Origin of the sequence: uncultured Ferrovibrio sp., assembly GCF_937960835.1 — a bacterium.
Taxonomy (GTDB): domain Bacteria; phylum Pseudomonadota; class Alphaproteobacteria; order Ferrovibrionales; family Ferrovibrionaceae; genus Ferrovibrio.
The window spans coordinates 111,169-136,519 of record NZ_CALGPC010000009.1; the positions used below are offsets into that span (position 1 = coordinate 111,169).

Below are 25,351 nucleotides of genomic sequence, written 5' to 3' on the forward strand. Positions count from 1 at the left end.
CATGACACTTACGCCGCGCGTGATGATCTACGTCCAGCACCTGCTTGGTGTCGGCCACCTGCATCGCGTGGCTGCCATCGCCCGCGCGATGGCGAGAGGCGGTTGCGAAACCACTCTCGTCTCCGGCGGCATGCCGGACCCGACGCTCCATGGCCTGGACGGCGTTCGCTTTGTTCAGCTGCCGCCGGCACGTGCCCAGGACGCCAGCTTCCGCGTCCTGCTCGATGAACACGGCGTTCAGGTTACCGACGCCTGGCGTGCGATGCGCCAGGAGCGGCTCAATGCGATTTTTGACGATGCGAGGCCGGACGCCTTGCTGACCGAATTGTTTCCCTTCGGACGCCGACCGATGCGGTTTGAATTGCTGCCGCTGCTGGCGCGTATCCGAAAGCGCCAACCGCGACCGCTGGTCTTCTGTTCGGTGCGAGACATCCTCGTTGACCGGACAAAGCCGGAGCGCGATCTCGATACGATCAGCTGGCTGCAGCAATATTACGATGCAGCCCTTATCCACGGCGATCCTGAGCTCGTGCCGTTCGAGAAAACTTTCCCGCTGGCCGACCGCATAGCCAATCAACTGCATTACACCGGCTATATCGTTGAGCAGCATGCGATCCCACAGACGGAAACCGGCCGGGATGAGGTTCTGGTTTCAGCCGGCGGCGGCGCTGTCGGCATGCCGCTTTTCCGCATGGCCCTGGCGGCCCGTCAGATGTCGCGCGCGAAAGACAAGACCTGGCGCCTGCTCGTCAGCCGGCACGAAAGCCCCGCGGCTATAGAAGAACTTCGCAAGATGGCCGGCCAGGGTGTCATCATCGAGCCGGCGCGACCCGACTTCCCCGGCATGCTACGCCACTGCCTGCTGTCCATCAGCAAAGCAGGCTATAATACAGTAATGGAAACCTTGGCCAGCGGAGCCCGTGCCGTGGTGATCCCCTTCGCCGGCGGCGAAGAAACCGAGCAATCGCTTCGCGCCTCTTTGCTGGCCGAACGTGGCTTGCTGGAAATGGTGCGCGAGACCGACTTGTCTCCTGAGACGCTGGCAGCGGCCGTCGACCGTGCCCTCGACAGAACACCCAGCCCGGCCGCGCGGATCCGCCTCGATGGCGCCGATGAAACCGTACGGCTGGTCCGCAGCTTCCTTGCGGAACGCCGATGAGCCATCCCTTAATCGCCCCTTCTCTCGAACCGATCTGGGCGGCGCTTGAAGCCGAACTGGACCGCTGGCGAAACGCCCGGCAAAGGGCATGTTTCTGGTGGCGCGACGATGACGCGGCGAAGGTGAACGAAGCACTGGAACGTCTGCTGGCACTTCAGACGGGCACCCGAATTCCCCTTGTTGTTGCCGTCGTGCCGGCATTGGCCGAACCCGCCTTGGCCATCCGGCTGGAAAAGACCGGGGGAGTTATTGCGGCGCAGCATGGTTTTCAGCATCTAAATCACGCCACCTCTGATGAGAAGAAAAGCGAATTCCCTGCCTCCCGGCCGCTTGAAATCCGCCTGAGTGACCTGGAAGAAGGGCAAAAAGCGATGGCCCGGCTCTTCCCCGAGACAAAGCGCCGCCCGCTGCTGGTGCCACCTTGGAATCGCTTGGGCGCCGATCTTTTCGAACACCTGGCCAGGTGCGGCTACGCCGCCGTGTCGACTTTTCAGCTCCGCCAGCAGTATTGGGCGGCCCCCGGCTTGCCTCAGCTGAATACCCATATCGATCCGGTTGGCTGGCGGACCGGCGACACCCTCGCAGCCTGCCGCCAAGCCCTTATCCGGACGCGACAATTCCTTGAACAGATGCGTCTGCACCAGGCGCCGCTACAACCTCTAGGCCTGCTCACGCACCATCTCCGCCACGATGAGGCGGGGTGGGATTTCGTTACCGAGTTCCTGACCCGCATTGCCGCTCATCCGGCCGCCGAATGGCTGGATTTCGACACTGCCCTCGAAATCGGGCGACCAAAGGCCGCTGTCATGGCGACGTCATGAGCCGCATGTACTACCCCTTTTCCCGCCTCTGGCCTGACTACCTCAGATCCGGCCTTGGGCTGCTTATATGCCTGGGGCTACTGTTGTTTGCCGCTCCTCAATCTGTCATTTTTGTCCTGCTCGTCGGCCTAAGCCTGCTTTTTGCCTGCCTTGGCGTGGTAACCTTGTGGCGCCAGCAGATCGAGGTCCAACTCGACAGCTCAGGTGTTGCATCTTATGGCCGGTGGCATTTCGGTCAGCGCCGGCGAGTGATTCCATGGGCGGAGGCCAGTGGGGTGACATTGCGGTATTACTCCACCCGCCGCGACCGGAGCGAGGGTTGGCTGCAATTGACGATTGAGGGTCACGGGGGACGCTTGCGTGTCGACAGCGACTTGATCGGCTTCCCGCTGCTGGCTCGGGAAGCTCTTTCAGCGGCGGACCGTTATGGCATCCCGCTCAGCGATGTCACGCGCGCCAATGCCACCCGTATCGATGTCATGGATGGTGCTGGCAGGGGGATGCCATGATAGGCAATCTCCTGGAAATCAATGATCTGCATGTACATTTCGACCTGCCCGAAGGACTGGTGAAAGCCGTCAACGGCGTCAGCTTCCGCGTTCCCTATGGCGGAACCGTTGCCCTGGTCGGCGAGTCTGGCTCAGGCAAATCCGTCATCAGCCAGAGCATCATGGGCATCCTGCCGCGGATCGCCAGAATCGCCAGCGGCGAGATACTGTTCCGTGATCCTATGGCTCCAGATCAGCCGATCAATATCGCCAGTCTTGCGCCTCAGAGCGAGAAGATGCGGCAACTGCAAGGCGGGCGGATATCGATCATCTTCCAGGAGCCGATGACCTCACTCAGTCCTCTTCACACGATCGGGGATCAGGTCACCGAGGCACTCCATCTGCACCGCAAAGCCACATCGGCTGAAGGACGCGAGATCGCCACCGAAATGCTGAGGCTGGTGGGCTTCCCCGATCCGCAGCGGGCGTTACGGACCTATGCATTCGAGCTTTCGGGCGGTCTGCGCCAGCGCGCCATGATTGCCATGGCCTTGGTATGCCGGCCAGCCCTGTTGATTGCAGACGAACCTACGACGGCACTCGACGTCACCATCCAGGCTCAGATCCTAAAGCTCATCAAGGATCTACAAGCTGAGCTTGGAATGGCTGTGCTGATCATCACCCATGATCTCGGCGTGGTCGCCAACATGGCGGATGAAATCGTCGTTTTGTATCACGGCCAGGTGATGGAGCGCGGCAGCCTGCATGATATCTTCAACGATCCCCAGCATCCCTATCTCAAAGCCTTGCTGCATGCCATTCCTCGCTTTGGGATGAAAAAAGGCGAGAGGCTGGTGCCGATCCGCGAAATCAAAAGCCAAGTCGGGGATCTGCTGCGCGACAAGCCCAGGGCACCCGATGCCGTGAGCGGCCAGCCGCTGCTGGAAGTCGAGCATGTCAGCAAGACTTATGCTCTGCGAAAGGGAGGACTGTTCGGGCAGCGGAATGCGCCACGCGTGACTGCGGTGGACGACATCAGCTTCACCATTCACCGGGGCGAATGCCTGGGGCTGGTCGGCGAGTCAGGCTGCGGCAAGACGACGGCCAGCAAGCTGATCATGCGCGCAACTGCTCCTGATTCGGGGAGTATCCGCTTCCACGATGGCCAGCGCATGGTGGACGTTCTGGCGCTGCGGGACGAGGAGCTTTTTGCTTACCGGCGCAAGGTTCAAATCATTTTCCAGGACCCGTTCTCGTCGCTGAACCCGCGCATGACGGTGTTCGACATCATTTCCGAGCCCCTGATCATTCACGGCATCGGCGATGACGATGAGCGCTTCGAACGCGTGAAGGAACTGATGACGCTGGTTGGCCTCGATGTCCGCTTCCTCCGCCGCTACCCCCATTCCTTCTCCGGCGGCCAGCGGCAGCGTATCGGCATTGCCCGGGCGCTAGCCTTGCAGCCCGATCTGCTGATCTGCGATGAACCCGTCTCGGCACTCGACGTATCGATCCAGGCACAGATCCTGAACCTGCTGAAAGACCTGCAAGCCGAGCTTGGCCTCACCTATCTCTTCATCTCGCACAATCTTGCGGTGGTCGACTACATTGCCGACCGAATTGCCGTGATGTGCAATGGCAGACTGGTTGAGATCGCCCCGCGCGAGGTGCTGTTCGCCAATCCCGTCCATCCTTACACCAAGGCCCTGCTTTCAGCCGTGCCCAAGCCAGATCCCGATCAGCGGCTGGACCTCCATCTGCTGATGGAAGGCAAGGCATCCAATCCGACAGCATGGCCAAGCCCCTTCACACTGACTGGAACGACACGGCCGCGTATGATCGACCTTGGCAACGGCCATATGGTCCGCGCTGCCGAGACAGCAGACATCCGAGAACTGATTTCATGACTCGCATCGCTCGGATAATGCTCCTGCTAGCCTTGCTGCTGCCATCGGCGCCCGCGGTACAAGCCCAGCAGATTGAACTTCAGGAAACGCCATCGCTGGCTGCGGAAGTTGCCGCCGGGCGCCTGCCTCCAATCGACCGCCGTGTCCCTGAGAAGCCGCTGGTTGTTTCACTGAAAAGCGGGCAGGAACCGGGACGTCAGGGTGGTGAGCTACGGACTCTGATTGGTCGTGCCCGAGACGTTCGCCTGCTCAGCGTGATCAATTACACCCGGCTGGTCGTCTATAATGAAGATTTCGAATTCGTCCCCGATTTGGCCGCCTCCTTCGAGGTCGAGGACGAGCGGATATTTACCTTCCATTTGCGCCCCGGGCATAAGTGGTCGGACGGCCACCCGTTTACTTCGGAAGACTTCCGCTACTTCTGGGAAGATATTGCCCTGAATAAGGAGCTGAGCCCAGCCGGTCCGCCCGCGGACCTTCGAGTTAACGGCGAGCTGCCCGAAGTATCCTTCCCGGATCAGTACACGGTTCGCTATGCGTGGTCGCAGCGCAATCCGTACTTCCTGCCGCGCATCGCCGGAACTGCGCCGCTCTATCTCTATCGCCCCGCCCACTACATGAAGCGGTTCCATATCAAATATGCGGATCGCGAGGCGCTGGATCGCGAAGTGGCTGCCGCCAAGCGGCGAAATTGGGCTGCTCTGCACAACAAGCTCGACAATATGTTTGAGCTGGACAACCCCGATCTGCCGACCTTGGATCCCTGGATCATCAAGACACGGCCGCCGGCGATCCGCTTCGTAGCTCAACGCAATCCCTACTTCCATCGTGTGGACCAGAACGGGTTCCAGTTGCCATATATCGAGCGCGTGATCCTGACGCAGGCTGATGCGAAACTGATCCCGGCTAAGGCCGGCGCCGGTGAAGCGGACCTTCAGTTCCGAAATATCAGCTTCAACAACTTCACCTTCCTGAAGGAGAATGAGAAGCGCGCTGGCAACAAAACGCTGCTATGGCGCACGGCGAAGGGGGCGCATTTCGCACTTTTTCCGAACCTGAACTGCAATGATCCGACCTGGCGCGACCTCATGCGGAATACCCGCTTTCGTCAGGCGCTGTCGCTGGCGATCGACCGCCAGGGCATCAATGAATCGCTGTTCTTCGGCTTAGCCATCGAATCGAACAACACCGTGCTGCCTGGCAGCCCGTTGTTCAAACCTGAATATCAGACGACGAACGCCATCTACGATCCTGCTGCGGCCAATCGGTTGCTGGATGAGATCGGTCTGACCAAGCGGGACAGCAATGGTATCCGCCTGTTGCCCGACGGCCGCCCCCTGGAAATCATCGTTGAAACGGCCGGTGAAGATACCGAGCAGACCGACATCCTCGAGCTGATCGGAGAGAACTGGGTAAAGATCGGCGTGAAGCTGTTCGCAAAACCAAGCCAGCGCGACGTGGTGCGCAACCGGATTTTCTCGGGCGAGGCGATCATGTCCGTCTGGACGGGACTTGAAAACGGCCTGGCAAAAGCCAGCACCATCCCCAGCGAACTGGCGCCGACCTCGCAATACGGCTTACAGTGGCCAAAATGGGGCCAGTGGCGAGAGACAAACGGCCAGTCCGGCGAACCGGTCGACATGCCTGTCGGACAGGAACTACTGGACCTGTTGGACGGCTGGCTGGAGGCGCGGAGCGAAGAGGAGCGGGCCCGCATCTGGCATCGCATGCTTGCAATCCATGCCGAACAGACGCTGACCATTGGCGTAGTCAGCGGCACCTTCCAGCCCATCGTGGTGAACAAGAAACTGGTCAATATACCCAAGGAAGGGGTTTTCAACTGGGATCCAGGGGCTTTCATCGGTATCTACCGACCTGAAACCTTCTGGCTGCGGCAGTAACTAGTGCGATGCTGATCTATCTTGCCCGCCGCCTTCTGCTGATGATCCCGACTCTGCTGGTCATCAGCGTCTTGATTTTTGCCATCATCAAATTGCCGCCCGGCGATTACCTGAGCAATCAGATCGCGGAGTTGCGTGCCCAGGGTGAAAGCTCGGCGCTTGAGCGCGTCGAATTCCTTCGCAAGCAATATGCCCTCGACCGTCCCTTCTTCGAGCAATACGCCATCTGGATGGGTTTCTGGCCAGGGCCGAACGGATTATCCGGTCTGCTGCAGGGGGACTGGGGCTGGTCGTTTGAGTATAATCGGCCGGTTGGTGAGTTGATTGGCGATCGGCTTGCCATGACCGCCATCATCAACTTCTTCGCCATAGTGTTCATTTATGTCGTCGCTTTCCCCATAGGCGTATACTCCGCAACCCGCCAGTATTCCTGGGGCGATTATGGGTTCACCCTGCTGGGCTATATCGGCCTGGCGACGCCGAATTTCCTGCTCGCGTTGGTGTTGCTGTATTACGTCAATATGTGGTTTGGCGTCAGCATGGGAGGCCTTGTCGATCCCGACCTGATCGAGGCCCCCTGGAACTGGGAGAAGATCAAGTCCCTGCTCTCTCATATGGTCGTGCCGGTGATCGTCATCGGCACCTCCGGCACCGCGGCGATGATCCGGCGCCTGCGTGCCAATCTGCTCGATGAGCTGCAAAAGCAGTATGTCACAACGGCGCGCGCCAAGGGCGTTCCCCCCCTGCGGCTGTTGATCCGCTACCCGATCCGGATGGCACTGAATCCTTTCATTGCCGATATCGGCAATCTGCTGCCATCCGTCGTATCGGGCTCAGTCATCGTTTCGGTGGTGATGAGCCTGCCCACGGCAGGACCAATGCTGCTCGGCGCCTTACAGTCGCTCGATCAGTATCTGGCGGGATCGTTTCTGATGTTCCTGGCGGTCCTCACCGTCGTCGGCATGCTGATCTCCGACATCCTTCTGGCGATGCTGGATCCCCGCATCCGCCTGACCGGCGGTAAGGCGAAATAGGGCCGCCATGACGGAAAACCGCCAGACACCGAAGCTGGAACACTGGGTCAGCCAGGCGCCGTTCAATCCCTACTCCGTCGAAACCATGACGCCGGAGCAGGAGCGCTATTACCGCGCCTCCCAATGGCGGATGATGTGGTGGAAATTCCGCCGGCACAAGCTGGGCCTGTGGAGTGCCGTCCTGCTGCTCATCATCTATGCGTCGATCTTCATCTCGGAATTCATTGCACCTTATAACCTGCAGACGCGAAATCCGCGGGCTATCTATGCGCCTCCCAATGCCATTCATCTGTTCCATGATGGCAGTTTCGTAGGCCCCTTCGTTTATGGGCAGCGCTTTCGGATGAATACTGAAACGCTGAAACGCGAATACACGGTGGATAAAACGCGCATCCACAAGCTGCGTTTTTTCTGCCAGGGAGATGCCTACGAGTTCTGGGGTCTGATCCCCATGCGGTTTCATTTCGTCTGCCCCGCCGAAGATGGGCATTTCTACCTGTTAGGCACGGACCGGCTTGGGCGCGATATCTTTTCCCGCATCGTTTACGGCACGCGCATCTCCCTGACCGTCGGTCTTATCGGCATCGCCATCAGCTTTCTGATCGGCATCGTACTGGGTGGGATTGCCGGCTATTATGGCGGCTGGGTCGACAATCTGATCCAACGTGCCATCGAGCTGATCCGCAGCTTGCCCGAATTGCCGCTCTGGATGGCACTGTCTGCTGCCCTACCGGTGACGTGGTCCCCTATCCTGGTCTATTTCGGCATCACCATCATTTTGGGCCTGTTGGACTGGCCGGGCTTGGCTCGCGCTGTGCGCTCGAAACTCCTGGCGCTGCGCGAAGAAGACTTTGCTGTCGCAGCTCAGCTCATGGGGGCGTCGCCCAGTCGCATCATCGCGCGACATCTGTTGCCAAGTTTCGCCAGCCATCTGATCGCCTCGGCAACCTTGTCGATCCCGACAATGATTCTCGGAGAGACGGCCCTCTCCTTCCTGGGACTGGGGTTGCGTCCGCCGATTACATCCTGGGGCGTGTTGTTGAACGAAGCGCAGAACATCAACGTGGTCGCGCTGTACCCTTGGTTGATGGCCCCGGCCATCCCTGTCATTCTCGTGGTCCTCGCCTTCAACTTCTTTGGCGATGGCCTGCGAGATGCTGCCGATCCTTATCGCTGATTCTGGAGAACCGGCTTAGGAGTGCTTGACCAGCCAGAGGCTGGCAGGACGGGCTTCCGCCACCTTTGGCAACCTCCCAACTACGCTGTCAGCGACAGCCTCAGCCATGCGTGTGGAGGCATAGTGACTGGAAAACAGCAGGCGAAAACCGCCCAATAGCATCGGCCCCACACCCTGCTGCTCGTTATAGCCGCGCCATGCCCAGTCCTCAGGATAGTCGTCTGGCAGGAAGATGTCGTGAATATGCACCAGCACGCCGGCTGGTAGCAGCGGCAGGATCCGGTTTAACAGCCAATCCACATCCGTGCCCGGCATGAGAATGTGGCTGGAATCGATGAACAGGATGTCGTCCGCCTCCAGCTTGGCGAATAAGGCCGGGTCCGCGGTCTGAACGACATTTCCAATGAAATGGATCGGCAGGCCCTTCAGCGTTGCGCGCGGCGCTGGGTCTATGGCCGTGATTTCCGTCGGCAATTCCCCATCGGCGACCGCCCGGGACAGAAACCGCGTCGAATGACCGGAGCCGACCTCCAGAATTCGCCGCGGTGCATGACGGCGAACAAGGGTGTAAGCCGCCACGGCATCCAGCGTCGGGAACCAGCTCTGATCAAATCGCGGCGCTGGCGGCGGCTGACGCTCGGCCGCGATCCGCAAAAGGGCCTCCTGATAGGCGTCACTTTCCTTCAGGATTGCACGAAAGTCTGCTTCAGCGTCCTTGAACCGGCTGGCCAGCGCATCGTAGACCGGCTGGGCCAGCGGAACGCTGTCTGCGTAACGATAAGGGATGAAGAACCCCTGACGCCGCAATCCCAACAGGGTTTGCAGGCCCATTCTCAGGCGGCGCCAAGCAGGAACAGAGAACATCCGGTCAGGGCCGCAGGATCATGCCTTCGCGCGCCACCACGGAACCGGGCCGGAAAGCCTCCAGATCGGTGGCGACCTTGTCCATGAAAGCGTCGTCATGCTCGGGATCATGATGGAACGCGACAAAGGTCTTCACACCGGCAGCTTCGCATAGGCGAGCGCCGGCCTGCCAGGTCGAATGCCCCCATCCCTTCCGGCAGGAATATTCTTCCTCGGTGTACATGGAGTCATAAATCACGATGTCGGCGCCGCGGATCAGATTGAGGATGTTCTCGTCGTAGCCGTCATCGGGATGCTCTGTATCAGTCAGATAGCAGATGGATTTCCCGCCGTACTCCACGCGATAGCCGGTGGCGAGATCAGGATGGCTGAGCGGGCCGGTTCGGACAGTCACGCCCGGCCGCGGATACAGAGTCTCGCCCTGCCGGAAATCGGTGAACTGCAGGTCGGCCTGGAAAATCTCCAGTGGCACCGGAAAGAGCGGCGAACACATCATCTGCTTCAGTACGCCCTTGATGCCCACTCCTTCGGTCACGTGACCGGAATAAACATGAAAGCGGCTGCGCGGATCGAAGAACGGACAGAAATGCGGAAGCCCGCAGACGTGATCGTAATGCGTATGGGTGAGAAACAGATCCGCGTCCACCGGGCCTTGCTGCTGCAAGGCTGCGCCCAGCGCGCGAACCCCCGTTCCCGCGTCGAACAATAGAAGATGCGGACCGCAGCGAATCTCCAGCGACGACGTGTTGCCGCCATACTTCATCACATCCGGTGAGCCCACGGCGATGCTGCCGCGTACTCCCCAGAAGCGGACATAGAACTCAACCCCCACTCGGGCCTCCTGTTTCCCGTCAGCGTCGAGGGACGGAGCGCCTTCTGAATTCATCGCCGGTATCACCAGCCCTTGCCGACCGCTTGGGCCTGTGCGGAAATGTGTCATGGAGAAGATTAAGGGCGGATTGGCCGATGTCTCAAGCTTTTATTCTAGAAATCCAAGAATTCCGGGCGACCATCACATTTCGCCGTCCAGAAAGGCACAATGCCTTGGAAATCACCGACCTAGAAGCACTTGACGCTGCGTTAATGGACTTGGCCACTCGCGAAGATATACGTTTGCTCTGCCTCAGGGCCGAAGGCAAAAGCTTCTGCGCAGGCGTGGATTTCGGCGCAGTCGGCGGACACGATTGGCGCGACAATCCTTTGGAGCGTGTGGCCGATCGGTTGGAATCTTTCCCCCATCCAACATTGTGCGTCTTGCAAGGCGGTGTCTATGGCGGCGGCACCGATCTGGCCTTGGCCTGTGACTTCCGGCTCGGCGCGCGCGGTATCCGGTGTTTCATTCCACCAGCGAAACTTGGCATCCACTATCATCCGCATGGCCTGAAACGCGCGGTGACGAGGCTGGGCTTGGGACCTGCCAAGCGGCTGTTTCTCGCCGCCGAAACCTTCGACGATGCCGAGATGCTACGGACTCACTTTGTCGATTGGCTGGTGGTGCCCGAAGAATTGGACGCTCGTACACAAACGATTGCCGATATGCTGGTCGGCCTCGCGCCGCTCAGCCTGCGCGGGATGAAACAGAGTTTGAACGACATTGCCGCCGGCCTATTCGACGAGCGCGCGGCGCGGGACCGCGCGGCAGCAAGCTTCCGAACTCAGGATTTCCATGAAGGCCGAACAGCCATGGCAGAGAAAAGAGCGCCACGCTTCCTCGGGCGCTAATAGGCGCTATGGCTGCAGGCGATAACCGCCCGGATCGGTAATCAGCAGCTTTGCCGCCCCAGGATCGCGCTCTATCTTCTGGCGCAGGCGATAGATGTGCGTTTCCAGGGTATGGGTGGAAACGCCGGCATTGTAGCCCCAGACTTCCGTCAGCAGCGTCTCGCGCGGCACCGGTTTGGCGCCGGCGCGCAGCAGATATTTCAGGATCGCCGCCTCCTTTTCGGTGAGGCGGACTTTCTTGCCGGCCTTTTCGTTGTCGAGCAGCAATTTGTTGGCCGGCCGGAACGTATAAGGGCCGATGGAGAAGACGGCATCTTCGCTCTGCTCGAACTGACGCAGCTGCGCTCTGATGCGGGCCAGCAGAACCCCCAGCTTGAACGGCTTGGCGATATAGTCGTTGGCGCCGGATTCCAGGCCTTGGATCGTGTCGGCATCACTGTCGGCCGCGGTCAGCATGATGACGGGCGCGCGCATTCCCAAACCGCGAAGCTGACGGCAAACATCGCGGCCATCCATGTCCGGCAGGCCGACATCGAGCAGCACCAGATCGAAATGCTCTTTCTGCACGACGTCGAGTGCAGAAGCCGCATCGTTGACGCAGATGGTGGAGAACTCCTTGGTGGTTTCAAGCTGTTCCGCCAGCAGTGACTGCAGGGTGCGGTCGTCGTCGACCAACAGGACACGCTTGGCTCCGCTCATCTCCCCCTCCTATTGAAACAACCTGGCAAGGCTGGCCTGAATCTCGCTGCCCGGCCGGGCCATTTCATCAACAATATTGAAATGATGCTTACTTGGTGAAGTGACCTCCGTCACCGTTCCGCCGGCCTTTCTATATAGGCTCACGAAATCGTGTTGCTGATCATGAAATGCGGACGTTTCCTCCTCCCCTACCGCGGCAATCAACGGCGGCAAGCGCCCATTCCAGCGCGGCAGCAGAAAGCGCGGGCTGTTGCGGATGGCAACGATATCGTCCATGCCGAGTCTGTCGTTCAGATAGCAATGACGAATGGGCAGCAGATCGTACAGGCCTGAAAGGGACAGGCCGCCTTTGACCAGGCTTGATGGCGCGCCGCCGTCCAGTGCTGGCCAATCGGTCAGGATCGCCATGGCGGTCAGGTGTCCACCCGCCGAATGGCCGCTTGCATAAATCCGATTGCGATCGAACCCCAGAGGAGCTGCTTCGCGCCACAACCAAAGCAACGCCTGCCGGATCGATGCGACAATGCGATCCATATCAGCCTCGGGCGCCAAGGGATAATTCAAGACCGCGACATTGGCGATCTGCCCAGCCTGCGGCGATGCAAAACCCTCCGCGACGAAGCCGACATCGTCCTTGCCCATCGCCTGCCAGTAGCCGCCATGGATGAAGACCACCAGCGGCTTGTCCGGCTCGGGGACGGCATAAAGATCGAGCGTCTGGCGGGGATGGGGGCCGTAAGCCAGGTCAAGGCATGGCTTCAGCGCAGCCCGCGCCCGAGCCGTCGCAACGGCCCAGCGGTAAAAATCCTGCTGATGGGTCGGTACAGCAGCCCGGTTGTTGTACAAGACGTCGAGGGCCGCGCGATCCATCCGGGTATCCCCTCTCGCGCGGCCCTCGCCTTATTTGAAGGCGACGGAAACGATTTCGTAGGCCTTCGCACCGCTGGGGGTCGCCACCTCGACATTGTCGCCTTCGGCCTTGCCGACCAGCGCCCGCGCCAGAGGCGCGGTAATGGACAGAAGGCCGGACTTGATGTCGGCTTCGTCCGCCCCCACGATCTGATACGTGCTTTCTTCGCCGGTATCCTCGTCGGCCAGCACCACGGTGGCGCCGAACTTCACGCGGTCGCCCGACAGCTTGGAGACGTCGATCACCTCCGCCCGGCGCAGCTTGTCCTCAAGCTCCAGGATGCGGGTTTCGATCCAGCCCTGGCGCTCCTTGGCGGCATGGTACTCGGCGTTCTCGGACAAATCGCCATGCTCGCGCGCTTCCGAGATCGCACGGATCACGGCAGGACGCTCGACCGTCTTCAAGTTCTTCAATTCGGCTTCCAGGCGCTGATAACCGCCTGCGGTCATCGGGATCTTCTGCATCATTCCCCTTCCTGACTGACCGTTAAAAATAAGCCTGCAACGGAGCCACGGCAAGGCTCCCTGCCCGCAGCGCCTGGATCGCACGGACGGCGGCCTTGGCGCCTGCGACAGTGGTGAAGTAGGGAATCTTGTTCATCAATGCCGTTCGGCGCAAGTCGAAGCTGTCACGGATCGAAGCTGCGCCTTCCGAGGTATTGAAAACCAGATGAACGTCCCCATTCTTCATGGAATCGACCACATGCGGCCGGCCTTCCATCACCTTGTTCACCCGGCTGACAGCGATCCCGTGCTGCTCGAAGAACCGGGCCGTCCCGGAAGTCGCCACGATCTCGAAGCCCATATTGACCAGCTGCCGCGCCGCCTCCACCAGGGCCGGCTTGTCGGCATCGCGCACCGAGATAAAGACGCTGCCGGCTAGCGGCAGGACCGTGCCGGCGGCTATCTGCGCCTTGGCGAAGGCTGTGCCGAAGTCGCGGTCGATACCCATGACCTCGCCGGTCGATTTCATTTCCGGTCCGAGGATGATGTCGACACCGGGGAAGCGGGCGAACGGGAAGACGGCCTCCTTGACGGCGATATGGCCGTTCTTCCGCTCATGCAGGTTGAAACTGGCCAGCGGTTCGCCCGCCATCACGCGGGAAGCGATCTTGGCCAGCGGCGCGCCGATTGCCTTGGCGACGAAAGGCACCGTACGCGAGGCACGCGGATTGACCTCGAGGATATAGACCGTGCCGTCCTTGACTGCGTACTGCACGTTCATTAGCCCGACGACATTGAGCGCCCGGGCCAGCGCCTCGGTCTGCGACTTGATCTCGGCGATGATTTCCGGCGCCAGGCTGTAGGGCGGCAGGGCGCAGGCGCTGTCGCCGGAATGAATGCCGGCCTCCTCGATATGCTCCATGACACCGGCGACGAACTGCGTCTCGCTGTCGGCGAGGCAGTCGACATCCACCTCGATGGCATCGGACAGATAACTGTCGATCAGCACCGGCGACGAGCCCGAGACCTTGACCGCCTCGGTCATGTAGCGCTCCAGCTGCGCCGGGGTGCGCACGATTTCCATCGCCCGCCCGCCCAGCACGTAGGATGGCCGGATCACCACCGGATAGCCGATCTTCGCCACCACGGCGCGCGCCTCGTCTTCCGAGCGCGCGATGCCATTGGCCGGCTGCTTCAGATTGAGCTTCTGCAGCAATTGCTGGAACCGCTCGCGGTCCTCCGCCAGATCGATGGCATCGGGCGAGGTGCCAAGGATCGGCACCCGCGCAGCTTCCAGTCCCGCGGCCAGTTTGAGCGGCGTCTGGCCACCAAACTGCACGATCACGCCCAGCAGCGTGCCCTTGCTCTGCTCGACGCGGACGATCTCCAGCACGTCCTCAACTGTCAGCGGCTCGAAATAGAGTCGATCGGAGGTGTCATAGTCGGTCGAGACAGTCTCCGGATTGCAGTTGACCATGATGGTCTCGTATCCGGCTTCCTTGAGCGCGTAAGCTGCGTGTACGCAGCAATAATCGAATTCGATACCCTGGCCGATGCGGTTCGGGCCGCCACCCAGAATGATGACCTTCTTGCGATCCTGCGGCTGCGATTCACATTCAGCATCCGGTCCGAATTCATAGGTCGAGTACATGTAGGGCGTGCGGCTTTCGAACTCGGCGGCGCAGGTATCCACCCGCTTGAACACCGGCACCACGCCCAGGCTGCGCCGCCGGGCCGCGACATCCGCCTCTTTCTGGCCGGTCAGTTCGGCCAGACGCGCATCCGAAAAACCCATGCGCTTCAGTGCCTGCAGGCCATCAGCATCCTTGGGCAAGCCCTTCTCGCGGATGCGCTGCTCGGTCTGCACGATGGCCTCGATCTGCTCGAGGAACCAGGGGTCGTATTTGCAGGCGGCGTGCACTTCCGAAACCGAAAGGCCTTGGCGAAACGCCTGCGCGATCACCAGCAGCCGATCCGGCGTCGGCTTCGCCAGTGCGGCGACGATGGCATCCTTGCCATCGGCCTCGTCGGCATTCGGGATCTGCACTTCGTTGAATCCGGTCAGGCCGGTTTCCATCGAGCGCAGCGCCTTCTGCAGGCTTTCCTGGAAGCTGCGGCCCATCGACATGGCCTCGCCGACCGACTTCATCGAAGTGTTCAGCAGGCGCTCGGTGCCGGGGAACTTCTCGAAGGTGAAGCGCGGCATCTTGGTGACGATGTAATCGATGGTTGGCTCGAACGACGCCGGCGTCACTCCGGTGATGTCGTTCATCAGCTCGTCCAGCGTGTAGCCGACGGCAAGCTTGGCAGCCACCTTGGCGATGGGGAAGCCCGTCGCCTTCGACGCCAGGGCGGACGAACGCGACACGCGCGGGTTCATCTCGATGACGACCATGCGGCCATCCGCCGGATTGACGGCGAACTGCACGTTCGAACCACCCGTTTCCACGCCGATCTCGCGCAGCACCGCCATCGAGGCGTCGCGCATGATCTGATATTCCTTGTCAGTAAGCGTAAGCGCCGGCGCCACGGTGACGCTGTCGCCGGTATGAACCCCCATCGGATCGATATTCTCGATCGAGCAGACAATGATGCAGTTGTCCTTGCGGTCGCGGACAACCTCCATCTCGTATTCCTTCCAGCCGAGCACCGATTCATCGATCAGCACTTCGGTGGTGGGCGAGGCATCCAGGCCGCGCGCAACGATCTCGTCGAATTCTTCACGCGTGTAGGCAATGCCGCCGCCAGTGCCAGCCAGGGTAAATGACGGCCGGATCACGGCGGGCAGGCCTACATGCGCCAGCAATGCGCGCGCCTCTTCCAGACTATGGGCTGTGCCCGACCGCGGCATGTCGAGGCCGATCTTGTTCATCGCCTGGCGGAACAGCTCGCGATCCTCGGCTTTCGCGATGGCTTCGCGGCTGGCACCGATCAGCTTCACGCCGAACTTCTCCAGCACGCCCGACTCCGCGAGCTTCATCGCCGTGTTAAGCGCCGTCTGGCCACCCATGGTGGGCAGCAGCGCATCCGGCCGTTCCTTCTCGATCACCTTGGCGACAATCTCAGGCGTGATCGGTTCAATATAGGTCGCATCCGCCAGACCCGGATCGGTCATGATCGTGGCCGGATTGGAATTGATCAGGATGACGCGATAGCCCTCTTCGCGCAGTGCCTTGCAGGCCTGCGTGCCGGAATAATCGAATTCGCAGGCCTGGCCGATCACAATGGGACCGGCACCAATGATCAGGATGCTATTTATGTCTGTGCGTTTGGGCATGATCCACCTGGGGCAGCCTGCGCGTGAAGCGTTCAGCCGCGCTGCTGCTCCATCAATTTGACGAAACGATCGAAGAGGTAATGGCTGTCCTGCGGGCCGGGCGAAGCCTCGGGGTGATGCTGCACGGAGAAAACCGGCTTGTCGGTCAGCTTCAAGCCTTCGTTCGAGCCGTCGAACAGCGACACATGCGTGCGCACTACATTCTTCGGCAGGCTTTCCTCAACTACGCAGAAGCCGTGATTCTGGCTGGTGATCTCCACCTTGCCAGTCTCGATATCCTTCACCGGATGATTGGCGCCGCGATGGCCGCGCTCCATCTTGCGGGTCTTGCCGCCAAGCGCGAGCGCCAGCATCTGGTGACCGAGGCAGATGCCGAAGACCGGCTTGCCGCTATCGACCAAAGCCTTGATGGTCGGCACCGCATATTTGCCAGTCGCAGCCGGATCGCCAGGGCCGTTGGAAAGAAACACGCCATCGGGATTGTGGCGCAGCACGTCCTCCGCCGTGCTGTTCGCCGGCACGACCGTGACCTTGCAGCCGGCGGTCGCCAGCGAGCGCAGGATGTTGCGCTTGATACCGTAGTCGATCGCGACAACGTGGAATTTCGGATCGGTGAGCTTGCCATAGCCCTTGCCCAGAACCCAGCGCGTTTCATCCCAGGTATAGGTCTGCCGGCAACTGACCTCGGCGGCCAGGTCCATGCCTTCCAGCCCCGGCCAGGATTTCGCCTGCTCGTGCAGCGCGGCGAGATCAAACTTGCCGTCCTGGGCATGGGCAATCACGCCATTCGGCGCACCACGGTCGCGGATACGGCGCGTCATCGCGCGCGTGTCGATGCCGCTGACGCCGATCAAAGACCGCAGCTTGAGCCAATCGTTGAGATGGCTGTTGGCGCGGAAATTTGACGGATTGGTGATCGGTGCCCGCAGGATCAGGCCGCGCGCCGCGATGCCTTGATCCTCGATATCCTCGCTGTTGGTGCCGACATTGCCGATATGCGGGAAAGTGAAGGTGATGATCTGGCCGGCATATGACGGATCGGTGAGGATTTCCTGGTAGCCGGTCATCGAGGTGTTGAAACAGACCTCACCGACCGTGACGCCCTCGGCACCTAGCCCGTGCCCCCAGAAGACACTGCCATCGGCCAACACCACCACACCCGTATAGCCCGGTCCGGGGGGTGCGGCGTAATTCGGTGTCGTGGCCATGACCGGCTCTCCATACTCTCAATAAGTCCGCGCCGGACCGTCCAGCGCAGCATCTGGCCGCAAAAAACCACCGGAGGGCGATGCTGGGAACCCGACTCCGGCGGTACGGCACAGATTATAAGATGGTGCGGCGACAAGCGCGCGTCGCGTCAACCGGGGGCGGACGATATCAAAACGCAGGCCGCCGTCAAGCCTGCTTTCCCGGTTAAAAATATAGGCTGTTCATAGACTTACGGCCTTTGCCTCCGACCAGTCCTTAGGCTATGCTGCGCCCCTTCCAAAAACCTCCCGATTCCGTTGCCATTGAGGTGATCCGATGCTGCGCGAGACGCTCAACCAGGCGCTCAAAGATGCCATGAAGGCCAAGGATGCCCGCCGCATCGCCACCTTGCGCCTCATTCTGGCTGCCCTGAAAGACCGCGATATCGCCGCCCGCACCTCCGGCGACGACCGCACCGGCATTCCCGATGCCGACATCCTCTCGATGCTGCAGACCATGGTCCGCCAGCGCCGGGAGTCGATTGCCGCCTATCAGCAGGGCGGCCGTCAGGATCTGGCAGAGCAGGAAAAGGAAGAGATCGCCATTATCGAAAGCTTCCTGCCGCAGCAGCTCTCCGAGGCCGAGGTCGAGGCCGCGGCCAAGGCCGCCATCGCCGAAGTCGGCGCCCAGGGCATTAAGGATATGGGCAAGGCCATGGGCGTACTGAAGGCCAAATATGCCGGCCAGATGGACTTCGCCAAGGCTGCCGCAGTGCTTAAGGGGTTGCTCAGCTAGTCCTAGGGACTGCCCAGCTAGTCCTTTCGTGCTACCCTGTAGGTGATCCACCCAGGCCCAGGACGGGCCTGGCAGCGAGGGGTAATGGCATTTCCCGATTCTTTTCTTGAGGAATTGCGTAACCGCGTGCCGCTTTCCGGCGTGGTCGGCCGCTCCGTGCGGCTGGTCAAGCGAGGGCGGGAATTCACGGGTCTCTGCCCCTTTCACAACGAAAAAAGCCCGTCTTTCACCGTCAATGACGACAAAGGCTTCTTCCATTGCTTTGGCTGCGGTGCCCATGGCGACGTGATTGGCTTCACCATGCGCAATGCCGGCCTCTCCTTTCCCGAGGCGGTTGAGCAACTGGCGCAGGAAGCCGGCCTCGCCGTCCCGCGGGTCCACCCGGAAGACCGCGAAAAAGCCGATCAGGCCGCCACGCTGGGCAAGGCCATGGAAGAGGCGGCGAAATGGTTCCAGGCACAGCTTCAGGCTTCTGTCGGGGCTGAAGCCCGCGCCTATCTGGACCGCCGCGGCCTGAAGCCGGAGACGGTCGACCGCTTCCGCCTCGGCTATGCGCCTAGCTCACGGACTGCCCTCAAGGAGGCGATGCTGGCCCGAGGCCTGCCCGAGCCTCTGCTGGTCGAGGCCGGACTCCTGATCAAACCCGACGATGGCGGCCCGACCTATGACCGGTTCCGCCATCGCGTTATGTTCCCCATCGGGGACCGGCGTGGCCGCATCATCGCCTTTGGCGGCCGCGCCCTCGATCCCGATGCCCCGGCGAAATACCTGAACTCGCCGGAGACGCCCCTCTTCCACAAAGGCCGCAATCTCTACAACCACGCCATTGCCCGCGAGGCGGCCCGCGAGGCGGGCACTGTGGTGGTGGTGGAAGGTTACATGGACGTCATCGCCCTGGCCCAGGCAGGGATCGAACATGCCGTGGCCCCCTTGGGAACGGCCCTGACGGAAGAGCAGATCGCCCTGCTCTGGCGGCTGGCAGCCGAGCCGATCCTGTGTTTTGACGGCGATGCTGCCGGCTGGCGCGCCGCGCTGCGTGCCGCAGACCGCGCCCTGCCCCTGCTGGAGCCCGGCCGGTCCTTCCGCTTTGCCATCCTGCCGGGCGGCCAGGATCCGGATGATCTGGTCAGGACCCAGGGCCGGGCCGCCATGGATCAGATCCTCGCCGGGGCCCAGCCGCTGGCTGACATTCTGTGGCGCCGGGAAACCGAGGGGCGCCCCCTGGATACCCCCGAGCGCCGGGCAGCCCTGGAGACAGCCCTTTTCGGTCTGGCCGGTCAGATCAAGAACCAGGCGGTCCAAAATCATTACCGCGACCATTTCCGCAGCCGTCTGCGCAACCTGTTCGCTCCCAGCCGAACTTATCAGGCCGGATTTCAGCCTCGCCGCCCAGGACAGGGCCATGGGGCCGGCGGCTGGCGCAACCCTGCCGTGCCTTCAGCCCCTCCCCCTCCCCCGCCGGGTGCAGGCGACCGCCGTGAGAAGGTCCTCCTGGCGGCCGTGCTGGCCCATCCCTGGCTGCTGGACGAATATGGCGAAACCTTTGCCGCCCTTGCTTTTCCCCAAGGCCCGCTTGACAGCCTTAAGAGCCGGATTCTAGAAGAAGCCTCCCGCCATCCGGGTCTTGACGGCGAGGCCTTCACAGCCCATTTGAGGCAGCAAGGACTCGGAGCCCAACTCGACCTCGTGATCGGCGAGGCCGGGCCGGTCCTAGAGCCATTTGCACGACCAGGCACCGCACCGGACAAGGTAGAGAGAGGGTGGTTGCAGGCCGTGCAGCGTTACCGGTTAACGGAACTGGAACAGGAATTAGCGGCGGCGGAAGCTGAACTCGCCACCAACACCAACCCCGAAGCATGGCAACGGTTTATGGCCCTGAAAGCAGAGGTCGGTTCGGCCCGTAGTCAGGTTTCGGTATCGGAACAGGATTGAGCCGTTCCACCCGGAGCGGCTTTGTATTTTTCGACGAATAGGATGAGTTAGGAACCGGCATGGCGAAACAAGCAACGGCACCTGACGCCGCCGAGGCACCCGAAAAGGAAGAAGTGGTCGACACCCCGCTGATCGACGCTTCGGTTGCTGCGATCAAGCGCATGTTGGCGAAGGCCAAGGAGCGCGGCTACGTCACTTATGACGAAATCAATGCCGTGCTGCCGCCCGAGCAGGTCTCTTCGGAGCAGATCGAAGACACCATGGCGATGCTGTCCGAAATGGGCATCACCATCGTGGAGTCCGAAGAGCCGGAAGACGCCAGCATCGACAAGGACGATGCCGAGCTGGACGGCGAGGTGGCGGAAGGCGAAACCGCCCCTGCCAAGGCGGAGGTCGACCGTACCGACGACCCGGTGCGCATGTATCTGCGCGAAATGGGTTCGGTTGAGCTGCTGTCGCGCGAAGGCGAGATCGCGATCGCCAAGCGCATCGAGGCCGGCCGCGAGAAGATGATCGGCGCGATCTGCGAAAGCCCGCTGACCATCCAGTCGATCGTTAAATGGCGCGACGACCTGGTCGACGGCAAGATTCTGCTGCGTGACGTCGTCGATCTTGAAGCCACCATGGGGGGCGGCGGCGGCCCTGAGCCCGGCATGGAAGGCGATGAGGAAGAGGCGCCGGAAGCTGCGCCGCCGAAGCCAGAAGTGAAACCGGCCAAGGCCGAAGCCCCGGCGAAGCCAGAAAAGAAGGCCAAGGGCAAGGAAGCCGAGCCGGCCGAGGCCGAAGCTTCTGCTACGCCTGAGGATATGGACGAGGACGACGAGGCCAATCTGTCGCTCGCTGCGATGGAAGCCCAGCTCAAGCCGCAGGTGCTCGAGGCCTTCGACGCCATCGCCAAGCATTACAAGAAACTGCAGAAGACGCAGGAAGAGCGCCTGCAGGCAGCCCTGGCGCACCAGGCCATCGATCCGAAGAAGGATAAGGCCTATCAGAAGCTGAAGCATGAGATGGTCCGCCTCATGGAGTCGGTCCACCTCAACAACAGCCGCATCGAATCGCTGGTCGAGAGCATGTACAGCCTGAACAAGCGGCTGATGATGCAGGAAGGCAAGCTGCTGCGGCTGGCAGAAAGCTACAAGATTCCGCGCGACGAGTTCCTCAAGAACTACGAGGGCCAGGAGCTCGATCCGAACTGGCTCGAGAAGGTTGGCAAGCTGAAGAGCCACAAGGGCTGGGCGCGTTTTGCCGAGTCCGCGGCCCGCGACATCATTCCGATCCGCGAAGAGATCGCTGCGATTGCCACCGAGTTCGGCCTGCCGATTTCGGAGTTCAAGCGCATCTACAAGCTGGTGCGCGAAGGCGAGCGCGAGGCCAGCGTGGCGAAGAAGGAGATGGTGGAGGCCAACCTGCGCCTCGTCATCTCGATCGCCAAGAAATATACCAACCGCGGCCTGCAGTTCCTGGACCTGATCCAGGAAGGCAATATCGGCCTGATGAAGGCGGTCGATAAGTTTGAGTATCGCCGCGGCTACAAGTTCTCGACCTATGCGACGTGGTGGATCCGGCAGGCGATCACCCGCTCGATCGCCGACCAGGCGCGCACCATCCGCATCCCGGTGCATATGATTGAGACGATCAACAAACTGGTGCGCACCAGCCGTCAGATGCTGCACGAGATCGGCCGCGAGCCGACGCCGGAAGAGCTGGCCGCCAAGCTCGGCATGCCCCTGGAGAAGGTGCGCAAGGTTCTGAAGATCGCGAAGGAGCCGATCTCGCTCGAAACTCCCATCGGTGACGAGGAAGATTCGCATCTTGGCGACTTCATCGAGGACAAGAACGCCATCCTGCCAGTGGATGCCGCGATCAACTCCAACCTGCGCGAAACCACGACGCGGGTTCTGGCGACGCTAACGCCGCGCGAGGAGCGCGTGCTGCGCATGCGCTTCGGTATCGGCATGAACACCGACCACACGCTCGAGGAAGTCGGCCAGCAATTCTCGGTGACCCGCGAACGTATCCGCCAGATCGAGGCGAAGGCGCTGCGGAAGTTGAAGCATCCGAGCCGCTCGCGTAAATTGCGCTCGTTCTTGGATACTTAAGGCTTCGAGCGCCCCGGTATCCGCCGGGGCGCTTTTCTTTCTGCGATCCTGGGCCTGTAGCTCAACGGTTAGAGCCGGCCGCTCATAACGGTCTGGTTGCAGGTTCGAATCCTGCCGGGCCCACCACTCCCCTGTTCGGCCAGAAAGCTTTTGGCGGCGGAGGATGCCTCCGCCGCCATTGCTTTGCTTACGCGGCGTTCCGCTCGCGCAGGATCTGATAGAGGATGATCGCCCCGAAGGTGGCGGTGCCGATGCCGCCCAGGGTGAAGCCGCCCAGCTTCAGTGCCAGATCGCCGGCGCCGAGCGTCAAGGCGACACCCACCGTGATCAGGTTGCGGGCATTCGAGAAATCAACCCGATTCTCCACCCAGATACGGCCGGCCGTCGCCGAAATCAGGCCGAAGACGACCAGCGACAGACCGCCGATCACGGGTCCCGGGATCGTCAGGATCAGGGCCCCGAATTTCGGCGAGAAGCCGAGCAGGATGGCGAACAGCGCGGCGACGACGAAGAGCAGCGTGGAGAAGATCTTGGTCACCGCCATGACGCCCATATTCTCTGCATAAGTGGTCATGCCGGTGCCGCCGCCCGCACCCGAGATCATGGTGGCGATGCCGTCGCCCAGGAAGGCGCGCCCCAGATACGGATCGAGATTGCGGCCCGTCATCACGCCGATGGCCTTCACATGGCCCAGATTCTCGGCAACCAGGATGATCGCCACCGGCGCGATCAGCGCCATCGCACCCGCCTCGAAAACCGGCGTCTGGAAATTCGGCAGACCGAACCAGGCGGCCGAGGCGACGGAGCTGAAGTCGATCGGCTTGCCCATGCCAAGGCCATTGGTGCAGATCGCGTAGACGATATAGGCGATCAGGCCGCCGAGCAGGATCGGCAAGCGTCGCGCCAGACCGGGAGCGGCGACGGCAACCAGGCCAACCGCGACCACCGTGAACAGGCCGATGAAGGTATCGAAGCCGCTGCCGCTGACACCCTTCACGCCGATCGGAGCCAGGTTCAAGCCAATGACAGCGACGATGGCACCGGTCACCACCGGCGGCATCAACGTCTCGATCCATTTATGGCCGAGCGCCATTACGACGAGGCCGATCATGGCATATAGGGCACCGGCTGCAATGATGCCGCCCAGCGCCACGCCGATATTGCCGTTCGGGCCGGAGCCGGCATAAGCGGTCGCGGCAATCACCACGGCGATGAAGGAAAAGCTCGAGCCCAGATAGCTCGGCACCTTGCCGCCGGTGACGAAGAAGAAGATCAGCGTCGCAATGCCGGAAAACAGGATCGACACATTGGGATCGAAGCCCATCAGCAGCGGCGCCAGCACCGTGGCGCCGAACATCGCCACCACATGCTGCAATCCCAATACGACGGTCTGCCCCCAAGGCAGGCGCTCGTCCGGCGCGATGACCCCGCCTGTCTTCAATGTCCAACGCGACAGGAAACCGCCGCCATCTGCTTGTGCCATATTCCCCTCCAATTTTACCTCCGGCTGCCGCCCCTGAGCAGGCACGACGATTCGCCGGCATTTGACCGGAGCGGACATTCAGGGAGTCGGAGCAGGCTGTCAAACGGCTGGACCGGTTTCGCAGTGCAACATGCCGAGGATGACCGGTCCTCATGACTGTGCGAATCGTCACAAGCCCTGGTTTCTGCCCTGGCTTTGCACAGGCAAAGCGGGAATCGGGCGATGCCCTCGCCTGCTTTGCGCTATAGTTTGCCGCAACTTCGATTGCCCTAGGGATGGGTGCCTTCCGCCATGACGGATACCGAGCCCGGCCTGAGCCGGAAACTCACGACAATTTTCTGTGCCGACGTGCAGGGCTACAGCGCTCTCGTCGATCAGGACGAAGTCGGCACGGTTACGCGACTGAAGCAATATCGTGCCGTCATGGTCGCCGAGATCGAACGCCATCATGGCCGCGTGATCAATACCTGGGGTGATGGATTGCTGGCCGAGTTTCACTCGCCTGTAGAAGCCGTCTTCTGCGCAGTCGAAACGCAGCGCCGCATCAAGAGCCGGAATGACGAGACGCCGGACAAGCCACCGATGCAATTCCGGATCGGCATCAACCTCGGCGACGTAATGGTCGATGGCGGCGATATCTACGGCGATGGCGTCAATATCGCTGCCCGTCTGGAATCATTGGCCGAGCCGGGCGGCATCTGCATTTCCGGCGCGGTTTTTGAGCAGGTGCGCAAAAAGCTTGATATCGGGTTCAGCTTCATCGGCGAACGGGAGATCAAGAACATTGCCGAGCCGGTGCCGGCCTATCGCGTGCTGGTCGATGGCAAGGCAGCGACAATGCCCGTGCAAACAGCGCCATCGCCAGGCCACGAAAACGATCCGTTCGTCGCATGGAAACGCAAGGCATGGCGCTACGGCATCATCAGCGTCGTGCTGATTGCGATCAATCTGCTTACCAGCGCCGCCTATTTATGGTTTGTCTGGCCCATATTGGGCATGGCGCTGATCCTGGCTTTGCGCTTTCCCTTCCGCGCGCTCCACAACCGCCATATACACCGCTAGCTTCAGAGCCGGAGCCAAAGCACCAAGGCAACTCCACAAAACATAAGCGCCACCAAGGTGGCGTAAAAAGCATAGCGCAGATACACCTCGCGCAAGGTCACGGTAATCAGCTTCTGTGCGATTTCGGGACTGAGCTCGATCCGGCGCCCAAGCAAAATCCACACCTCCGTCTTCTTGTAAGAAGCATGTGTCACACGTGCCGCCTTCAGCAGCAGCACGCACACCACCAGCAGGGTGAGAATGGCGCCCGATTTAGCGGCAAGCAGCGGTTCATAGATCAGGCCGACCATCACGGCCCAAATTGCCAGTGCCGCGAAAAAACACCCCCGCCCTACCGAATGAACCGCCATTGCCCTGATCCGCTCTTCGATGGGATGGAGCATGGCCGCC

General features: G+C 61.3%; 21 protein-coding genes and 1 tRNA gene. 13 read left to right on the forward strand and 9 right to left on the reverse strand.

Translation table 11 applies throughout. From position 1 onward, the window contains the following. Position 1 precedes the first annotated feature (1 nt). The 7 genes from Q0603_RS08855 to Q0603_RS08885 all read left to right on the forward strand — a co-directional run bounded on the left by Q0603_RS08855 (position 2) and on the right by Q0603_RS08885 (position 8,487). Complete coding sequence (locus Q0603_RS08855) at positions 2-1,159, forward strand: glycosyltransferase (RefSeq protein WP_298724730.1); 1,158 nt, start codon at positions 2-4, stop codon at positions 1,157-1,159. Beyond that, complete coding sequence (locus tag Q0603_RS08860) at positions 1,156-1,980, forward strand: polysaccharide deacetylase family protein (protein ID WP_298724731.1); 825 nt, start codon at positions 1,156-1,158, stop codon at positions 1,978-1,980. The genes Q0603_RS08855 and Q0603_RS08860 overlap by 4 nt, the downstream gene beginning before the upstream one ends. Beyond that, entirely contained in the window at positions 1,977-2,489 is a 513-nt protein-coding gene (locus tag Q0603_RS08865) for a hypothetical protein (RefSeq protein WP_298724734.1), read from the forward strand. Before Q0603_RS08860 ends, Q0603_RS08865 begins: the two co-directional genes overlap by 4 nt. Beyond that, a complete protein-coding gene (locus Q0603_RS08870; protein WP_298724736.1) occupies positions 2,486-4,375 on the forward strand; it encodes an ABC transporter ATP-binding protein in 1,890 nt (629 codons plus the stop codon). Before Q0603_RS08865 ends, Q0603_RS08870 begins: the two co-directional genes overlap by 4 nt. Continuing rightward, positions 4,372-6,276 carry an ABC transporter substrate-binding protein gene (locus tag Q0603_RS08875; protein WP_298724738.1) on the forward strand — a complete coding sequence of 635 codons (1,905 nt, stop codon included), beginning with the start codon at positions 4,372-4,374 and terminating at the stop codon, positions 6,274-6,276. Before Q0603_RS08870 ends, Q0603_RS08875 begins: the two co-directional genes overlap by 4 nt. An 8-nt stretch (positions 6,277-6,284) precedes the next feature. After that, on the forward strand, positions 6,285-7,310 hold the full coding sequence (locus Q0603_RS08880; RefSeq protein ID WP_298724740.1) for an ABC transporter permease: 1,026 nt from the start codon (positions 6,285-6,287) through the stop codon (positions 7,308-7,310). 85 nt (positions 7,311-7,395) lie between these two features. Next, positions 7,396-8,487 (forward strand): ABC transporter permease, encoded by a 1,092-nt coding sequence (locus Q0603_RS08885; RefSeq protein WP_298724742.1) that lies wholly within the window; start codon positions 7,396-7,398, stop codon positions 8,485-8,487. A 15-nt stretch (positions 8,488-8,502) separates the two neighbouring features. Here the strand turns inward: Q0603_RS08885 and Q0603_RS08890 are convergent, their stop codons facing one another. Continuing rightward, entirely contained in the window at positions 8,503-9,318 is an 816-nt protein-coding gene (locus tag Q0603_RS08890) for a class I SAM-dependent methyltransferase (protein ID WP_298724743.1), read from the reverse strand. Between the two features lie 37 nt (positions 9,319-9,355). Continuing rightward, positions 9,356-10,183 (reverse strand): MBL fold metallo-hydrolase, encoded by an 828-nt coding sequence (locus tag Q0603_RS08895; protein WP_298724744.1) that lies wholly within the window; start codon positions 10,181-10,183, stop codon positions 9,356-9,358. Positions 10,184-10,317: 134 nt separating this feature from the next. Here Q0603_RS08895 and Q0603_RS08900 point away from each other — a divergent pair, with 134 nt between their 5' ends. After that, positions 10,318-11,073: an enoyl-CoA hydratase-related protein gene (locus Q0603_RS08900; protein WP_298724745.1), complete on the forward strand. Its 756-nt coding sequence runs from the start codon at positions 10,318-10,320 to the stop codon at positions 11,071-11,073. Between the two features lie 6 nt (positions 11,074-11,079). On the opposite strand, the gene Q0603_RS08905 is transcribed toward Q0603_RS08900, so the two are convergent. Genes Q0603_RS08905 through carA form a run of 5 tightly spaced genes read right to left on the reverse strand, consistent with a single transcriptional unit; the run spans position 11,080 to position 17,610 of the window. Next, the gene (locus Q0603_RS08905; protein ID WP_298724746.1) at positions 11,080-11,772 is read right to left on the reverse strand and encodes a response regulator transcription factor; all 693 of its coding nucleotides are present in this window, start codon (positions 11,770-11,772) and stop codon (positions 11,080-11,082) included. Positions 11,773-11,781: 9 nt separating this feature from the next. Then, positions 11,782-12,642 carry an alpha/beta hydrolase gene (locus tag Q0603_RS08910; RefSeq protein ID WP_298724747.1) on the reverse strand — a complete coding sequence of 287 codons (861 nt, stop codon included), beginning with the start codon at positions 12,640-12,642 and terminating at the stop codon, positions 11,782-11,784. A gap of 30 nt (positions 12,643-12,672) precedes the next feature. Beyond that, a complete protein-coding gene (gene greA / locus Q0603_RS08915) occupies positions 12,673-13,146 on the reverse strand; it encodes a transcription elongation factor GreA (RefSeq protein WP_298725161.1) in 474 nt (157 codons plus the stop codon). A 22-nt stretch (positions 13,147-13,168) separates the two neighbouring features. Next, complete coding sequence (carB, locus tag Q0603_RS08920; protein WP_298724748.1) at positions 13,169-16,402, reverse strand: carbamoyl-phosphate synthase large subunit; 3,234 nt, start codon at positions 16,400-16,402, stop codon at positions 13,169-13,171. 32 nt (positions 16,403-16,434) lie between these two features. After that, positions 16,435-17,610 (reverse strand): glutamine-hydrolyzing carbamoyl-phosphate synthase small subunit, encoded by a 1,176-nt coding sequence (gene carA / locus Q0603_RS08925; protein WP_298724749.1) that lies wholly within the window; start codon positions 17,608-17,610, stop codon positions 16,435-16,437. 316 nt (positions 17,611-17,926) lie between these two features. Between carA and Q0603_RS08930 the strand changes: the two genes are divergently transcribed. The 4 genes from Q0603_RS08930 to Q0603_RS08945 all read left to right on the forward strand — a co-directional run bounded on the left by Q0603_RS08930 (position 17,927) and on the right by Q0603_RS08945 (position 22,542). Continuing rightward, a complete protein-coding gene (locus Q0603_RS08930; RefSeq protein WP_298724751.1) occupies positions 17,927-18,385 on the forward strand; it encodes a GatB/YqeY domain-containing protein in 459 nt (152 codons plus the stop codon). 84 nt (positions 18,386-18,469) lie between these two features. Beyond that, the gene (gene dnaG, locus Q0603_RS08935; protein WP_298724753.1) at positions 18,470-20,317 is read left to right on the forward strand and encodes a DNA primase; all 1,848 of its coding nucleotides are present in this window, start codon (positions 18,470-18,472) and stop codon (positions 20,315-20,317) included. A gap of 59 nt (positions 20,318-20,376) precedes the next feature. Further along, positions 20,377-22,416, forward strand: a complete 2,040-nt coding sequence (gene rpoD, locus Q0603_RS08940; RefSeq protein WP_298724755.1) for an RNA polymerase sigma factor RpoD — start codon at positions 20,377-20,379, stop codon at positions 22,414-22,416. A 50-nt stretch (positions 22,417-22,466) separates the two neighbouring features. Beyond that, positions 22,467-22,542 (forward strand) — tRNA-Ile (locus tag Q0603_RS08945). A 61-nt stretch (positions 22,543-22,603) separates the two neighbouring features. Here the strand turns inward: Q0603_RS08945 and Q0603_RS08950 are convergent. Beyond that, the gene (locus tag Q0603_RS08950) at positions 22,604-23,899 is read right to left on the reverse strand and encodes a solute carrier family 23 protein (RefSeq protein WP_298724757.1); all 1,296 of its coding nucleotides are present in this window, start codon (positions 23,897-23,899) and stop codon (positions 22,604-22,606) included. Between the two features lie 291 nt (positions 23,900-24,190). On the opposite strand from Q0603_RS08950, the gene Q0603_RS08955 reads away from it, so the two are divergent. Further along, positions 24,191-24,961: an adenylate/guanylate cyclase domain-containing protein gene (locus Q0603_RS08955; protein ID WP_298724759.1), complete on the forward strand. Its 771-nt coding sequence runs from the start codon at positions 24,191-24,193 to the stop codon at positions 24,959-24,961. Between the two features lie 2 nt (positions 24,962-24,963). On the opposite strand, the gene Q0603_RS08960 is transcribed toward Q0603_RS08955, so the two are convergent. After that, the gene (locus tag Q0603_RS08960; RefSeq protein ID WP_298724761.1) at positions 24,964-25,344 is read right to left on the reverse strand and encodes a hypothetical protein; all 381 of its coding nucleotides are present in this window, start codon (positions 25,342-25,344) and stop codon (positions 24,964-24,966) included. Positions 25,345-25,351 lie beyond the last annotated feature (7 nt).